Genomic DNA, 16,136 nt, shown 5'->3' on the forward strand with positions numbered 1-16,136 from the left:
GGCGCTTCGCTTACCGGGGCTACTTATCGTAGGGCGGATAAGCATAACGCCATCCGCCAGAATAACTGGGAATTTATACAGAACTACTGGTGATTATATCAGCGAGGTGAGAGATGCCAACCGCGAAATTTCGATATGCGGCAGTAAACGGCTGTCCTGCGTCCGCATCAGGTCGGCATTTTCAGGTTTAATCCAGCAGGCCTGCATCCCACAGCGAATAGCGCCAGCCACATCGGTAGTCAGATCGTCGCCGACATGCAGGATCTCGCCGATCGGCACATGCAGTTTTTCCGCCGCCAGGAAATACATGTCGCTAAACGGCTTGGAACGTCCATCCGGGCCGGCGCGCAGTACAAACTTAAAGTAATCGCCGAGGCCAAACAGTTCCGGCTGGGCGTTGCCGTTAGTGATCGCCACCAGCGGCCATTTTTTCGCAAGCTGCTGTAACGTCTCATGGGTAGCCTGCGGAACCTCAATCTGGCTGCGCCATTTGGCAAAATGCATCATCGCCGCATTCGCGCCGGCAATGGCCTCCTGCGCCGATAATCCCGCATCCCGCATGGCCTGCTCTATCGCGCGATGGCGCCAGCGGGTAACGTCATGATAGATTTCCGGCTCCGCTTCACGCACCGCCTGCCGTATCCGCTGTAAATCGACGTTTTGAAACGAACGTAGCGACGGGTGATAATTCTGCATAAAAGCGAGCGCTTCCTGCTCAGTACGCAAAATCACCGGACGGTTATCATAAAGGGTATCATCCAGGTCAAAGGTGAGCGCGGCAATACGCCCCAAAGGCCGGTAAAAACGCATTATTTCCCCCGTTTAGCGCGCGGATGCGCCGCGTCGTACACTGAAGCAAGATGTTGAAAATCAAGATGAGTATAAATTTGGGTGGTGGAAAGGTTGGCATGACCCAGCAGCTCTTGCACGCCGCGCAGATCGCCGCTCGATTCCAGCATATGGGTCGCAAACGAATGGCGCAGCTTATGTGGATGCACGTGGCTGTTTAGCCCCTGCTTTATGCCCCATTCAGCGAACCGTTTTTGGACATTGCGCGCGGAGATACGCTTGCCGAGCTTCGACAGGAATAACGCCTCTTCATCGCTGGCGAACAGTCCGCGCAGATCCAGCCAGTGCTCAATCCATGTCACCGCGTTACGGCCAATCGGCAGGCGTCGCTCTTTGCTGCCTTTACCCATTACCCACACTTCGCCGGTATCGAGATCGAGGTGCTTTATATCCAGGCCAACCAGTTCGGATAAACGCAGTCCCGCGCCGTACATGACCTCCAGCATCGCCCGATCACGTACGGCGAGCGGATCGTTAAGATCGATGTCCAGCAGGCGGTTAACGTCGTCGACATCAATATTTTTCGGCAGATGACGCGGCGCTTTCGGTGCGGAGACGCCCTTCGCCGGGTTAGCTTTCAATTCGCCCTGACTGACTAACCAGTCAAAAAAGCTTCGCAATGCCGAGAGACGTAGCGCCAGACTGGCAGGGCCAAGCCCTTTGCGCCGACTGCGCACCGCAAAACTGCGCACAATCGCAGCGTCACATTGTTGCCAGCTTTTCAGCCCGGCTTCTCCGGCTAAAGCGATAATGGCATCAAGCTGACGCTGGTAGTTCAGCAGGGTAATGGGGCTAAGCTGGCGCTCCACGCCTAAATAGCGCAGGAACCGCGAGACATCCTGAGAAAGCGCGACATCCGTCATACGCGTTTAATCCAGCGTTCCAGCAGCTCCGGCAGCATCAGCGCGATCTCCTGTAAAAGCTGCGTCCCCTGCCCCGGCTGATAGTGGTGCGGGTCACGGCTGCTGAAGAGAATCACCCCGAGGTCGCCATCGCTGCCCATCATCGACATAGCTACCGAGCCTACAGCTTTCGCCTCCGGCAAGACCACCAGCAGTTCCGGGCCGTTTAGCGGGCCAAGATAATGCTGCGACTGTCCCAGTCGTTGAATACGCAGCGGCTCGAAGGCCTGACGGTTTAAAGCCAGATGCGTATAGCGCGATGGCGCGCCAAGACGCCACCGATCCGGGAACAAACGCAGCGTCGCGCCGGCAAGCCCCAAATCGCGCGCCCAGCGGTGAAACCGCATCAGCATCTCATCCAGACTATCCGCGGCGACCAGACGGCTTTGCAGATGCAGCAAGCGATAAAACAGGCTTTCATTGGCATGAGCCTGTTCCATCAGCAGCGTCATATTTTCTTCAAGCACATTGATGTGATTACGCGCGCGGGCCATATGCCACTCAACGAGCGAAACCGTTCCCCGCACGGGATGTGGAACACGCATCGCTTCCACGGCATGGGCGTTACGGATAAAAAACTCAGGGTGGTGGCGCAGGTAATCGACGACCGCTCGATCGTCCAGTTCCGTGAGCGTTTCCTGTAGTTCTTCCTCTGGTTGCTTCATAAATGGATAAATCCGTCGTAGATATGTGCCGCCGGACCAGTCATGTATAACGGATGACCCGGACCTTTCCAGGCGATATCCAGCCGACCGCCCGGTAATTCCACGCGTACTTCTTCAGCCAGCAGCCCCTGCTGAATCCCCACGGCAACGGCAGCGCACGCGCCGCTGCCGCACGCACGGGTCTCCCCTGCGCCGCGTTCATAGACTCGCAGCCGGATATGCTCACGTCTTACAACCTGCATAAAACCGATGTTGGCGCGTTCCGGAAAACGCTCATGGCTTTCCAGAACCGGCCCCAGTGTTTCAACGGCCGCCGTGTCGACGTTATCAACCTGAATGACACAGTGCGGATTGCCCATTGAAACCACGCCGCACAGTATGGTCTGTTCCGCCGCTCGCATAATATACGTCTTTTCCGCTTTGTTGGCGCGAAAAGGCACCTGCGCGGGTTCAAAGTTTGGCTCCCCCATATTCACCCGCACCAGTTCATCTTCCGTGACGCTCAGTACCATCCGGCCATTCGCGGTACTGACCCGAATATCGCGTTTATTGGTTAGCCCTTTCAGGCGAACAAATCGCGCGAAACAGCGCGCGCCATTGCCGCACTGCGAGACTTCACTGCCGTCGGCGTTGAAGATGCGGTAATGAAAGTCCAACTCAGGATCATAGGGCGGCTCAACCACCAGCAGCTGATCGAACCCTACGCCCAGGTGTCTGTCGGATAGCCGACGAATCAGTTCCGGCGAAAAAAAGACATTCTGCGTTACCGCGTCGACGACCATAAAATCGTTGCCAAGGCCATGCATTTTAGAGAATTGCATCATTCACTCCGTTCACGCGGGGACAGAAAACTATCCTCAGTAATTGACCTGGGACGGGCCATCTCCCGTTGCGCGATCGTTCTTATCGGGCATCGTGGACTGCGTTTGCGAATCGACTTTTTTCGTCGGCGGCGGCGCATTTTTATCGGCTGGCGGGAAATAAAGCGGCCCTTTCAAACCGCAGCCCGTCAGGCTGAACAGAGTCAGAAGTACAGCGAGTGTCTTAAACACGTTTTTCATTATGGATTGCCTGTAAGTTCATGCTTTCTATTTTCTATCATCGCAGGAGAAGGCGTAAAAGCAAGCGTTTAGGGGCTCTTTATAAAATCTGAAAAGCGGCGCGTTGCCATGATTATTGCGCATTTACATCAGGAAACATGCTTTGCTAATCACTTTAGGTTTACGTACCACGTCCGGATGACCTTATGCAATATCGTAATTTGTTTTGCCTTTTTTCGCTTTCACTTCTGCTGCCTCCCGCCTGGGGATGCCGGCTAAGTGAATCTCCGCACAATGTTTATCAACGGCAAGGCAGCGGCGTGGTTTATCTCCAGCCAGAAGAGGAGAACAATCTTTCGTTGCCGGAGGTGAATTTCAAACGCCTGCGTCGGTTACCCAATTCATTGATTAACCCAGCAACTCAGGATGAGTGGGACAGGGAACCACCGCTCACCGACCTGACGACCGATCACGTTCATACCGGTGCACAGGCTATCTTCCCGCACTTTTCCTACTACAGCGACGGACGCGTTATTCTGTACGGTGGAAAAATCATGCGTAATCCGCCGGGGACGCCATCGGTAGATGTCGCCTCATTTCGCGCCTTTGGCAAAATCGGTGTTGATAAAAATAGTCTCTATTACGAAGGCAAACGAACGGATGACAACGGCGGCGAAAACCGCGTTAATTTACAGTCATTGCGCAAAGTTGAATTCAGCAGCCAGTGGAAACCAGACCTGATGGGCTTGACGCTGCGCGACGATCGCTTTCTTTATGTCGAAGGGCATCGCCTGAGCGACCCGGACAGTTTCACCGTTCTGGCGCAAAAGCCCTGGGATCAGCGCGGTAAATTTTCCGCCACATTTAATCCGTGTGTCGCTGTCCCCTTTGGTCCCTGGGATACGCTGGCCCGCACGCGTACAAAAATAATGCTCAATGGCGAACTATTGGATGCCGATCCGGATACCTTTTCCGTGGTGCGCTGGATGCCCGGTTCTCTATTGACCTGGCGCGATAAAAACGGCTTGCACCGTTACGTTCTCAACCAGAACAACCTGGATTGGGACATGCAAATTGAAAAACACTGTGATGCGTTCAACCTGCAGGAAAAACGCGTTCTGTGGCGTAAAGGTCCGGGATGTAAATTTGCCGAAATCCCCGGCCTTGACCCGGAACAATTTCATCCGCTCAGTAATGCGGTGGCGCAGTATCAGGATCGGCTTTATGTCATCAGGAAAACGGAATTCGGCGAAAACCAACTGGATGTCGTCACGCTGGATAACCCAAATCTGGTGATAGACAAGCGTTTTAATGCCGGGCGGCATCACGGTTATTTACTCACTAAAACGCGATCCGACTTTAAGGAAGAAGACGGATTGCAGGTATTCGAGTCGGCTGGCCCGCTTATTCTGATGGACTATCACGTTCCGGGCGAGACAGAAGCGCATCTGGGCGACAGCCCACATTACAAAAAATGGTACGCGCGCGACGATCGCTATGTTTACGCGTTTGATGGCGCTCAACTGTGGCGCTATCCCACGCCCAATCCCAAAGCTCTACGCGTGAAATGGCAAACAACGTACTCAGGATACGGCTATTGGGTGGATTACCGCATAGCCCAGTTAGATGGCGCTCTCATGGAGGATGGCTCTTTTATCGCCACGGGTATCCCGCGCGATCCTTCCGTAAAAACAGCCTATGTTAAAACCGATGGCACCTTTGACATCGGCAAAACAGCGGTTCGCTGGCGCAAGTCTCTGTCACCTGACGGCGAGTGGGGCCGTTGGCAAACCATTCCCAACGTTGACCCGAGTCAGTTTCATCTGGTTAACGATCGCATCGCGCAATATAAGAACCGGCTATACATTGCGAGGCTCTCACCTTTTGGCGAAGACCAGTTGGAAACGCTGGAACTGGATAGCGCAACCCCCTTCCTGAACCGGAAAATTAACGCCGGAAAAGAGCACGGCTATTTTATGCGTGATAGCCAACAAGGTCAGGGTATTCAGATCTTTAGCATCAATGGGCCGCTAAAAGTCACCGAGCGTTTTGCGTATGACAACCGCTACGTTTATACGTGGATTGGCAGCCAGCTTTACCGAACAGCATCCCCCTGCCCGGATAAGACGCATACTCTGAATAGGAACGTCAGGTACACCAACAATAAAGACATCATCATCATAACGCAGGCGCAGGAATGCCAAAAATGACGCAGCTAAACCGTTTTGCGCGTTTGAATAAACATCTGAAAAACGCCCTTCGGGGCGTGGGGATCGGTTCATGCATTTACGTCATTGTTGAAAGCGTTATGCACGGCACGATAAACGGTGTTGAAGCTGCCGGGGTTCTGACGATAAGCGCGGTACTCGGTCTGCTTAGCGCTCTTTTGGATATCAAAGCAAAGCCGCGCGCCCCCTTAATCCTGTTGCATTTTCTCCTCTGCGGCGGCTGCGTCGCGCTGATGGTGGCAATGCTGTCGGCTCTGAACCATTTCCCGGTTAACGCGTCCGTCATACTTATCACCAGTGCGCTATTTATCGTCATTTATCTACCGCTGGGTTTTATCCTTTACCGCTCACAACGGTAATTCGTATCGGTTCCAGAAGCTGACGCTTCCCCTTATACTGGCGATATCACTCAATAGCGGGATAAAACAATGAACGACAGTGAATTTCATCGCCTGGCTGACGCCCTGTGGCTCACCATTGAAGAACGCCTCGATAGCTGGGACGGCGACAGCGATATCGACTGCGAAATCAACGGCGGCGTGCTGACCCTCAGCTTTGAGAACGGCAGTAAAATCATTATTAACCGTCAGGAGCCGCTGCATCAGGTATGGCTGGCGACCAAACAGGGCGGCTATCACTTTGACCTGAAAGGCGACGAGTGGATTTGCGATCGCAGCGGCGAAACCTTCTGGGATCTGCTGGAGCAGGCGGCAACGCAGCAGGCGGGTGAAAAGGTGAGCTTCCGTTGATTTATTTGCCGGATGCGCTTTGCTTATCCGGCTTACTGTAGGCCCGGTAAGGCGTAGCCACCACCGGGCAAAAATCCTCAGGAAAAATACTGCTGCAATAGCGGCGCGTCATGATCCTGGTTTGCTGGCGGCACGGTGTTGATAGGCTGCGTACGGAATGGGATCACCTGCTCGCGGCCATCGGTTTTCACTATCTGGTAGAACTGCGGCAGGTTAAAGTTGATAAAACTGGAGCCATACGTGAAGCGATCGTGCGATGACGAATAGAAGCGACTGACGTCGCGCACCAGTTCTTCCTTGCTACCCTCGCAGTGGTGATACACTTCCGCCCGGTTACTTTCATCCAGAATATAAATATTAAAGCCTTTCTCATCGCCCGTTTCTTCAAAGAAGAACTGGATAATCCCTTCGCTGGCGAAGCCATCCACCACTGACGGCAATTTCACCTGGTTGGTTTCCACCTGTACCGACAGCCCGTGCAGCTTGTTATGCGAAATAGCGCCGTAGAATTCGATAGCGTTCTCCAGCTTCTGCACCGAGACATTCAAGCGTTCGAAGAATAGCCCCCACGTCTGCCCGGAAACCCGCAGCGCCTTGAAGCGACCGGTCTCCTGACGGGTGCTGGAAAGACGTAGCTCGATACATTCGGAGACCAGTTGCTGCACGCGGGTGCGAATCAGACCGCGAAGATGCTGACTGTAACAGAACACCTCCACGCTATCCGGCGGCGCGGCATCCTGGTGCATTTTCCCCAGAATCGTTTTCAGCGCTTCGATCATCGCCTGCTCGCCGTTAAAGTGCAGAGTACGCACTTCGTTCCACGAGTTGCGATATAACAAGTCGATACTGCCTATCAGACAGTTTTGCTCTTCGCCAAAGCTGAAAACGTCCAGCTTACGGAAGTCAAAATGAACCACCTTATTGCGAAACGCCGCCGTCGGGTCATATTCGAGGTTAACGATAATCGCCAGATGGCGAATTTCACAGGGGCTGTAGAGCGCTTTCGGCGTCGGAGCAGGCAAGCGCAGCGGGAAATGGTGCGAAACATCGGCGACCATCTCCTGTAACTTAGGCAGGTCGACAATACCGTTGCCCTTAATAAACAGATGCGTTCGCGACGTCAGCAGGCCGTTGAACCACGCCCACGCGACCAGCTTATTAAGATAACGGTTATATTCCAGCGGCTGATGGCTGATGATGGAATCCATGTTCGGCGCGCGGTTGTAGAGATACCAGCCTGAACGGTTGGCGCGTCCCGGCGGCACATGGATAAAGGTTAAATTCGGCTCGGACAGATCCGGCGATATCTGCGGGTTCACCAGCGTGACTTTACCCGGCAACGCTTCAAAAGCCGCGTACAGCTTACGCGTCAGTACGCCGATATCCTGCGGGCTGGCACTCACGCTGAGGTTGTTGCGCCGCGCAAAGCGAATCAGATTACGATAGCTTTGCATCATGGCGTCGAGCAATTCGTTGTGGGCTTCGCGCACCTGATCGATTTTCCAGTTTGCGCGATTATCGAGCATGGTCAGACGCGCGTCGTCCCATCCCCACTCGCTGACTAACTGGCTTAATACTTCCCGACGCCAGCCTACGCAGGCACGCTCGCGACTTAATTTCTCGCACACTTTCAGGTAAAAGCAGCGGCGGACTAAATCCAGCCGCGTCGGATCTTCAATCGCCGTCAGGTATTCAGTGACCCGTTCCAGCATCATGCAGTAGGGATCGAGTCCAAACGATACGATTTCACCGTCATGCAGACGTTGTTTAATATCTTTCGCCAGCAGACGTGGGTTGGGATATTCCCATGAGTAGGCTTCCAGCAGCAGCGTTTTCAGCACCGCTTTGTACGGCGAGTCAATGCTCTTGTATAGCTGCCACAGGCTGGCGCCAAAGTACTCTTCGGCGGAGAGCGAGCTTAAGCCCCCCAGATCCAGCCATTCGTTTGGCGTTAATACGCCCTGCGCGTAGAGCGTCATGACATAGTCGTCGTAATGCTCTTCTTCGTCGCACGGCACCATACTCCACAGGATACGCTTCCCGGCCAGGCGCACAGCGGTACGATAAAACTCATCAAGCAACAGGATATGCTGCGTAGAACCACAGTCTTCCCCGCCCAGACTGCCGCTTTCGTTATGGCGGAAACGGTTCTCGTCGATCAGGAAGAAGCTCACCTCAACGCCAAGCGAGGCGGCCCAGCTTTCCAGCAGGCTACACTTACGTTGCAGCAACTGACGCTCTTCGCCGTCGAGCCAGGACTGATGGCACACCCAGATGTCCAGGTCGGACGAGCAGCTCTGCCCGACCGAGGAGGTGCTGCCCATGGTGTAAACACCGGTAATCGGCAGCTCGCCCTTCGGCGGGTCCTGCGGCGTCATACCGCGGTACAGCTCAAGTTCGTTCAGATAGTGGCGTTGGGTTTCATCAGGCGTGTAGAAGCAAATACCGCTGGGAACGTTACCATCAAGGTAACCCGGCATCAGTGGATGGTGATAGTGCAATAATGTCGGCAGAAGACTGTAAACCTGCTGAAAAGCGGGTCCCATGGCAGCAAGCGCGCGATCCACACGCAGTTGATTTATGGCATCCAGTCTCTGTTTCAGAGTCTCAATATAGAGGTACAAGACGTATCGCCTGATGTTGCTACCCGTCATGGTGCAGGTCAGTACTTGACCGTCGCCATTCGGGATAAACCGTATGTCAAAAATAACCGTTACCCTTTCTCGCCTGCATATTTTTATCTAATACCGACGAAAAAATGGTCTAAAACGTGATCAATTTAACACCTTGCTCATTGACCGTAAAGAAAGATGCGCTACATACAAGTGTAGCACCGTTCGCTGCGTGTAAATTCTTAAATACGGGCTGGCGGTTTCTCGTCATTATTCACTGTCATTGACGACACTGCGCCTTATCCTCTCACTCACGGTGACCGGAAAACTAACATACTCTCTATAAGGATGTTAGGATGGTCAATGATTGATAATGACGGTAACAAGCATGTTAGACAATGTTTTAAGAATTGCCACACGCCAAAGTCCCCTTGCGCTTTGGCAGGCACATTATGTCAAAGACGCATTGATGGCAACCCATCCGGGACTGACGGTAGAACTGGTGCCGATGGTCACACGCGGCGACGTGATTCTCGATACTCCCCTGGCGAAAGTGGGCGGTAAGGGACTGTTTGTTAAAGAGCTTGAAATCGCGCTGCTGGAAAAGCGCGCTGATATCGCCGTGCACTCTATGAAAGACGTTCCGGTGGCCTTCCCGGACGGTCTCGGTCTGGTGACCATTTGCGAGCGCGAAGATCCGCGCGACGCGTTTGTCTCGAATAAATATCACAGTCTGGACGATCTGCCCGCGGGTAGTATCGTCGGGACGTCCAGTTTGCGTCGTCAGTGTCAACTGGCGGAACGCCGTCCGGACCTCATTATCCGTTCGTTGCGCGGCAACGTCGGCACACGTCTCGGCAAGCTGGACAACGGCGACTATGACGCCATTATCCTGGCCGTGGCCGGTCTGAAACGCTTAGGTCTGGAGTCGCGCATTCGCACAGCCTTGCCGCCCGACGTTTCACTTCCTGCCGTAGGCCAGGGCGCCGTCGGGATTGAGTGTCGTCTTGACGACGCGCGAACGCAGGCGCTGCTCGCACCGTTGAATCACTCGCAAACCGCGCTGCGCGTAACGGCGGAACGCGCTATGAACACCCGCCTGGAAGGCGGTTGTCAGGTGCCGATTGGCAGCTATGCAGAAATCATCAACGGTGAAATTTGGCTACGCGCGCTGGTTGGCGCGCCGGACGGTTCGGTGATGGTGCGCGGCGAACGTCGTGGTTCTCCCGAGCAGGCGGAGCAAATGGGCATCTCGCTTGCAGAGGAACTGCTGGAAAACGGCGCACGCGCGATTCTGACGGAAGTTTATAACGGCGAGACGCCCGCATGAGTATTCTGATCACCCGCCCCTCTCCCGCAGGGGAAGCGTTAGTGAGCCGTCTGCGCGCACTGGGGCAGGTGGCCTGGAGTTTTCCACTGATTGAATTTGTCGCCGGTCGGGAGCTACCCACCCTGGCCGACCGCCTGACGACGCTGACGGAAAACGATCTGGTTTTTGCCCTTTCACAGCACGCCGTCGCCTTTGCTCACGCCCAGCTCCAGCGGGATGGCCGAAACTGGCCTGCGTCGCCGCGCTATTTCGCGATTGGCCGCACCACGGCGCTCGCCCTTCATACCGTTAGCGGGTTCGATATTCGTTATCCATTGGATCGGGAAATCAGCGAAGCCTTGCTACAATTACCTGAATTACAAAATATTGCGGGCAAACGCGCGCTGATTTTGCGTGGCAATGGCGGCCGCGAACTGCTGGGCGAAACCCTGACAGCTCGCGGAGCCGAAGTCAGTTTTTGTGAATGTTATCAACGATGTGCGAAACATTACGATGGCGCGGAAGAAGCGATGCGCTGGCATACTCGCGGCGTAACAACGCTTGTTGTTACCAGCGGCGAGATGTTGCAACGGCTCTGGTCGCTGACTCCCCAGTGGTATCGTGAGCACTGGTTACTACGCTGTCGGCTATTGGTCGTCAGTGAGCGTCTGGCGCACCTCGCCCGGGAACTGGGCTGGCAAGATATTAAGGTCGCTGATAACGCCGACAACGATGCGCTGTTGCGCGCATTACAATAACTCTCATAATGGGATGCCATAATGACGGAACAAGAAAAATCCTCCGCCGTGGTTGATGAGACCAGGGAGAGCGTGGAAACCACTCCACAGCCAGTTAATACCGAGAAAAAAAGTAAGAACGGCGCCGCGCTGGTATTAAGCGCGGTGGCGATCGCGATTGCCCTGGCGGCAGGTATTGGGCTTTATGGCTGGGGGAAACAGCAAGCAACCGCGCAAACGGAAACCAGCGATGCGCTGGCGACGCAACTGACCGCCTTGCAAAAGGCGCAGGAGAGCCAAAAAGCGGAGCTGGAAGGGATTATCAAAAAACAAGCGGCGCAGTTAGATGACGCGAATCGCCAACAGGCGGCGCTGGCGAAACAGCTTGATGAAGTACAACAAAAAGTCGCCACTATTTCCGGCAGCGATGCTAAAACCTGGCTGCTGGCGCAGGCTGATTTCCTGGTGAAACTCGCCGGACGCAAGCTGTGGAGCGATCAGGACGTCACTACCGCCGCTGCGTTGCTCAAAAGCGCTGACGCCAGTCTGGCGGACATGAATGACCCCAGCCTCATTACCGCACGACGCGCGATTACTGACGATATCGCCAGCCTGTCATCCGTTGCGCAGATCGACTACGACGGCATTATTCTCAAACTCAATCAGCTCTCTAACCAAATCGATAACCTGCGTCTGGCGGATAACGATACCGATGGTTCGCCGATGGATTCAGACAGCAGCGAGCTGTCCAGCTCGCTAAGCGAATGGCGCGTTAACCTGCAAAAAAGCTGGCAGAACTTTATGGACAGCTTTATTACCATTCGTCGCCGCGATGATACCGCCGTACCGCTGTTGGCGCCCAACCAGGACGTCTATTTACGCGAAAATATTCGCTCCCGCCTGTTAGTCGCCGCGCAGGCCGTGCCACGCCATCAGGAAGAAACATACCGTCAGGCGCTGGATAACGTTTCGACCTGGGTTCGCGCTTATTACGATACTGACGACGCCGCGACAAAAGCCTTCCTGGAGGAGGTCGATAAATTAAGCCAGCAAAATATCACGATGGATCTGCCGGAAACCCTGGAAAGCCAGGCGATTCTTGAAAAACTGATGCAAACCCGCGTGCGTAATCTACTGGCGCAACCGACAGTCTCTACGGCAGCGCCTGCCACGCAGACAGACGCTCCGGCAACCGCGCCGCAAGGAGAATAATGATGCTAAAAGTATTATTGCTCTTTGTGTTGTTGCTCGCGGGTATCGTGGTCGGCCCGATGATAGCCGGTCACCAGGGCTATGTGTTAATCCAGACCGATAACTACAACATTGAAACCAGCGTCACCGGCCTGGCGATCATTCTCATCGTCGCTATGGTGGTGCTATTCGCCATTGAGTGGTTGCTACGCCGTCTGTTTCGTACCGGCGCGCACACCCGCGGTTGGTTTGCCGGCCGTAAACGCCGTCGCGCCCGCAAGCAGACCGAACAGGCGCTGCTGAAGCTGGCGGAGGGCGACTATCAGCAGGTTGAAAAGCTGATGTCAAAAAATGCCGACCATGCTGAACAACCGGTGGTAAATTATCTGCTGGCGGCAGAAGCGGCGCAGCAGCGCGGCGATGAAGCACGCGCTAATCAGCACCTTGAACGTGCGGCAGAGCTGGCGGGGAACGACACCATCCCGGTCGAGATCACACGCGTGCGCTTACAGCTGGCGCGCAATGAAAATCACGCGGCGCGTCACGGCGTGGACAAACTGCTGGAGGTCACGCCGCGTCACCCGGAAGTTCTGCGTCTGGCGGAGCAGGCCTATATTCGCACCAGCGCATGGAGTTCTTTACTGGATATCATCCCATCCATGGCGAAAGCGCACGTTGGCGATGAAGCGCATCGCGCCATGCTCGAACAACAGGCGTGGATAGGACTCATGGATCAGGCGCGCGCCGAGCAGGGCAGCGAAGGATTACGCACCTGGTGGAAAAACCAAAGCCGTAAAACCCGCCATCAGGTGGCGCTGCAGGTCGCGATGGCCGAGCATCTGATCGAATGTGACGATCATGATATGGCGCAGCAGATTATCATCGACGGTCTGAAACGCCAGTATGACGATCGACTGGTGCTGCCCATTCCTCGCCTCAGAACCAATAATCCGGAACAACTGGAGAAAGTGCTGCGCCAGCAAATTAAGACTGTAGGCGATCGCCCGCTGTTATGGAGCACACTCGGTCAGTCGCTAATGAAACACGGTGAATGGCAGGAGGCGACTCTGGCTTTCCGCGCCGCGCTGAAACAACGCCCGGACGCGTATGATTATGCCTGGCTTGCCGATGCGCTTGATCGACTGCATCAACCGGAAGAGGCCGCCGCCATGCGGCGCGACGGCCTGATGCTGACATTACAGAACAATCCCCCGCAGTAATCCCCCCTTGCCCGGTGGCGCTTCGCTTACCGGGCCTACCGCCTACACAAAATCATTCGGGATGCATAAAAAAACGCCTGCCCGGTTAAGGGGCAGGCGTCAAAACAGGTCTGTATGACAACATAAAGGGGTGCTTCACTCAACGTTGTGTCCAGGGTGTTTGATGAGGCGTAAGCGACATCTGTCAGTGGACGATAAGCACCGTAAACGGCTCTGCATCATTCCTGAGTTTATGAGGCCAGAAGGCGAACATAAGAGATGGAATGAGCATCTACCCGTACATTATTGCACATAACGTGCCATCTTTGCACCGCTAAAAAACAGGCGCAGGTATTAAAAAAACGTAGAGAATTCACGCGATTGTCATCCCCCCGCCGCTGGCGAGGTTTTAGCGTGTCGCCTGGCGGAGACAGAACAGGATGTTTTTTATAAAGTGATTATAAATCAATAGATTATTCGTCACCGAATAGCGACAAATAAAGCCTGGGATATCGCCAATAAACCATAATGGCAACACGTGCGGGATAAGCGGTTGAAAAGAAACAGAAAACAAAAAACCCCGCCGAAGCGGGGTTCAAAATTGGTCGGCGAGAGAGGATTCGAACCTCCGACCCACTGGTCCCAAACCAGTTGCGCTACCAAGCTGCGCTACTCGCCGATATACTGCTTTTTTGAATTTTTAGTTCAATTCATTGAGTCGTGGTGCGAGGGGGGGGACTTGAACCCCCACGTCCGTAAGGACACTAACACCTGAAGCTAGCGCGTCTACCAATTCCGCCACCTTCGCGTTTCACAACTCTATATTAATGGGGTGGCTAATGGGATTCGAACCCACGACAACTGGAATCACAATCCAGGGCTCTACCAACTGAGCTATAGCCACCACTGAAACTTTTTACGCGGTATTAAACCACCGCAGCTCAAGCACCTAAATAAATGGTACGCCCGACAGGATTCGAACCTGAGACCTCTGCCTCCGGAGGGCAGCGCTCTATCCAGCTGAGCTACGGGCGCTTAGCGCCGTTGCGGGGGTGGATAATACGGACTTCACACCCCGCTGTCCAGTGCCTTTTTAAATAAAATGCGCGTTTGGTTATGCTTTGCGCATTTTGGCGCTTATTCCCCCACCTTGTGGGCGGTTCCGTGACGATTCAGACCGAAAACTTTGTAGACCAGCGTGACGGCCAGCAGGAAGATGACGCCGACAAACAGCGACATGCGCGTATCTTCATTAAAGTACATGCCGATTAAAACGCAAACCAGAAACGCCATCGTCAAATAGTTCGCCCACGGAAACATAATGGAACGAAAAGGATGATCCGCAATCGCTTCTTTATGCGCCCGACGAAAGCGCAGTTGGCTAATCAGAATGACAAACCACGGCACCATCCCCGGCAGTACGCTGGCGCTATAAACGTAAACAAAGACGCGCTGCGGATTGGGGATGATGTAGTTCAGGCAAGAACCTACCAGCAAAATCAAAATAGAGAGCGCCACGCCCGCGACCGGCACGCCGTGGCGAGAGACTTTCGCGACTGCCGCCGGCAGTTGACGGTTTTTCGCCAGCGCGTAAAGCATACGCCCACAGCTATACATTCCGCTGTTACAGCCGGAGAGCGCCGCCGTCAGCACGACAAAGTTGATAATGCCTGCCGCGGCGGTGATGCCGATTTTCGCGAAGGTGAGCACAAAGGGGCTGCCGTTGCTGCCAATCTCATTCCACGGGAAAATGGTGACGATCACGAAAATCGCGCCAACATAAAAAATCAGGATACGCCACAGCACTTTACCCACCGCGCTACGCAACGTCACCTGCGGATTCTTCGCTTCACCGGCGGTAATACCGATCAACTCAACCCCTTGATAAGAGGCCACCACGATACATAATGCGGTCAGAAAGCCTTTCCAGCCGCCGGCAAAAAAGCCGCCATGCTCGGTCAGATTACCAAAGCCAATCGCCTGGCCGCCGTTACCAAAGCCGAAGAAAATCACCCCCAGACCGATGATGATCATCACAATAATCGTGGTGACTTTGATCATCGCAAACCAGAATTCGATTTCACCATACAGGCGCACCGCAGCCAGATTCGCCAACGCGACCAGTCCGACGGCAATCAGCGCCGGTATCCACTGCGCCATCTCCGGAAACCAGAACTGGACGTAGACCCCAATGGCAGTAATTTCCGAGATCCCGACCGCCATCCACATAAACCAGTATGACCAGGCGGTAAGATAGCCAAAAAAAGGACTCATATACCGGTGGGCGTACACGGCAAAGGAGCCGGTAACAGGTTCCAGAAAGAGCATCTCCCCCATCGAGCGCATGATGAAAAAGACGAACAATCCGGCGATGATATACGCCAGCAGCACTGACGGGCCCGCCCATTTCAGCGTACTGGCGGCGCCCATAAAGAGTCCGACGCCGATGGTGCCCCCGAGGGCAATCAATTCAATATGACGAGCTTCCAGCCCACGCTGTAGCTCCGGTTTTTTCTCTGCCATAAATCCTCATGTCGTGTTTGCAACGGTTCCGGTAGTACCGGTTATTGTTATGGGTACATCGATTGTTGCGAATATTTTCTTAAATTTGGACAAATGGCAAATGGAGCATTAAAAAAATGCACTTATTGTGTA

Annotated in this window: 14 protein-coding genes and 4 tRNA genes; 7 read left to right on the forward strand and 11 right to left on the reverse strand. The window is 54.3% G+C overall.

The genetic code is table 11. The features are described from left to right. Positions 1-93 precede the first annotated feature (93 nt). The 5 genes from yigB to lptM are packed head-to-tail and all read right to left on the reverse strand — an operon-like array spanning position 94 to position 3,477. A complete protein-coding gene (gene yigB / locus LCS67_RS22015; RefSeq protein WP_001213560.1) occupies positions 94-810 on the reverse strand; it encodes a 5-amino-6-(5-phospho-D-ribitylamino)uracil phosphatase YigB in 717 nt (238 codons plus the stop codon). Then, positions 810-1,712, reverse strand: coding sequence for a tyrosine recombinase XerC (xerC, locus tag LCS67_RS22020; RefSeq protein ID WP_000132872.1), 903 nt, complete (start codon positions 1,710-1,712; stop codon positions 810-812). The genes yigB and xerC overlap by 1 nt, the downstream gene beginning before the upstream one ends. After that, positions 1,709-2,416 (reverse strand): DUF484 domain-containing protein, encoded by a 708-nt coding sequence (locus LCS67_RS22025; protein ID WP_000812760.1) that lies wholly within the window; start codon positions 2,414-2,416, stop codon positions 1,709-1,711. Before LCS67_RS22025 ends, xerC begins: the two co-directional genes overlap by 4 nt. Next, a complete protein-coding gene (dapF, locus tag LCS67_RS22030) occupies positions 2,413-3,237 on the reverse strand; it encodes a diaminopimelate epimerase (protein ID WP_001160671.1) in 825 nt (274 codons plus the stop codon). The genes LCS67_RS22025 and dapF overlap by 4 nt, the downstream gene beginning before the upstream one ends. A 36-nt stretch (positions 3,238-3,273) precedes the next feature. Further along, positions 3,274-3,477, reverse strand: coding sequence for an LPS translocon maturation chaperone LptM (lptM, locus tag LCS67_RS22035; protein ID WP_000799903.1), 204 nt, complete (start codon positions 3,475-3,477; stop codon positions 3,274-3,276). A gap of 185 nt (positions 3,478-3,662) precedes the next feature. Between lptM and LCS67_RS22040 the strand changes: the two genes are divergently transcribed. The 3 genes from LCS67_RS22040 (at position 3,663) to cyaY (ending at position 6,433) form a co-directional block, all read left to right on the forward strand. Continuing rightward, complete coding sequence (locus tag LCS67_RS22040) at positions 3,663-5,666, forward strand: hypothetical protein (protein WP_024151720.1); 2,004 nt, start codon at positions 3,663-3,665, stop codon at positions 5,664-5,666. Next, positions 5,654-6,043: a DUF3021 family protein gene (locus LCS67_RS22045; RefSeq protein WP_001125571.1), complete on the forward strand. Its 390-nt coding sequence runs from the start codon at positions 5,654-5,656 to the stop codon at positions 6,041-6,043. Before LCS67_RS22040 ends, LCS67_RS22045 begins: the two co-directional genes overlap by 13 nt. Before the next feature lie 69 nt (positions 6,044-6,112). Continuing rightward, positions 6,113-6,433, forward strand: coding sequence for an iron donor protein CyaY (gene cyaY / locus LCS67_RS22050; protein WP_000999927.1), 321 nt, complete (start codon positions 6,113-6,115; stop codon positions 6,431-6,433). A 77-nt stretch (positions 6,434-6,510) separates the two neighbouring features. Here the strand turns inward: cyaY and cyaA are convergent, their stop codons facing one another. Beyond that, positions 6,511-9,057, reverse strand: coding sequence for a class I adenylate cyclase (cyaA, locus tag LCS67_RS22055; protein WP_000281719.1), 2,547 nt, complete (start codon positions 9,055-9,057; stop codon positions 6,511-6,513). A gap of 376 nt (positions 9,058-9,433) precedes the next feature. Here cyaA and hemC point away from each other — a divergent pair, with 376 nt between their 5' ends. The 4 genes from hemC to hemY are packed head-to-tail and all read left to right on the forward strand — an operon-like array spanning position 9,434 to position 13,502. Then, entirely contained in the window at positions 9,434-10,375 is a 942-nt protein-coding gene (gene hemC / locus LCS67_RS22060; RefSeq protein WP_001521319.1) for a hydroxymethylbilane synthase, read from the forward strand. Next, positions 10,372-11,112: a uroporphyrinogen-III synthase gene (hemD, locus tag LCS67_RS22065; RefSeq protein WP_000025502.1), complete on the forward strand. Its 741-nt coding sequence runs from the start codon at positions 10,372-10,374 to the stop codon at positions 11,110-11,112. Before hemC ends, hemD begins: the two co-directional genes overlap by 4 nt. 21 nt (positions 11,113-11,133) lie before the next feature. Continuing rightward, positions 11,134-12,303, forward strand: coding sequence for a uroporphyrinogen-III C-methyltransferase (gene hemX / locus LCS67_RS22070; protein ID WP_000138961.1), 1,170 nt, complete (start codon positions 11,134-11,136; stop codon positions 12,301-12,303). A gap of 2 nt (positions 12,304-12,305) precedes the next feature. After that, the gene (hemY, locus tag LCS67_RS22075) at positions 12,306-13,502 is read left to right on the forward strand and encodes a protoheme IX biogenesis protein HemY (protein WP_001546072.1); all 1,197 of its coding nucleotides are present in this window, start codon (positions 12,306-12,308) and stop codon (positions 13,500-13,502) included. A gap of 581 nt (positions 13,503-14,083) precedes the next feature. On the opposite strand, the gene LCS67_RS22080 is transcribed toward hemY, so the two are convergent. The 5 genes from LCS67_RS22080 to thrP form a co-directional block, all read right to left on the reverse strand. After that, positions 14,084-14,160 (reverse strand) — tRNA-Pro (locus tag LCS67_RS22080). Positions 14,161-14,202: 42 nt separating this feature from the next. Further along, positions 14,203-14,289, reverse strand: a tRNA-Leu gene (locus LCS67_RS22085). 20 nt (positions 14,290-14,309) lie between these two features. Further along, positions 14,310-14,385 (reverse strand) — tRNA-His (locus LCS67_RS22090). Between the two features lie 54 nt (positions 14,386-14,439). Beyond that, positions 14,440-14,516: transfer RNA gene (locus LCS67_RS22095), tRNA-Arg, on the reverse strand. Between the two features lie 102 nt (positions 14,517-14,618). Then, complete coding sequence (gene thrP / locus LCS67_RS22100; RefSeq protein WP_000818378.1) at positions 14,619-16,004, reverse strand: bifunctional threonine/serine APC transporter ThrP; 1,386 nt, start codon at positions 16,002-16,004, stop codon at positions 14,619-14,621. Positions 16,005-16,136: the final 132 nt, after the last annotated feature.

The organism is Salmonella sp. A7 (genome assembly GCF_020181675.1).
In the GTDB taxonomy this organism is placed as follows: Bacteria; Pseudomonadota; Gammaproteobacteria; order Enterobacterales; family Enterobacteriaceae; genus Salmonella; species Salmonella enterica.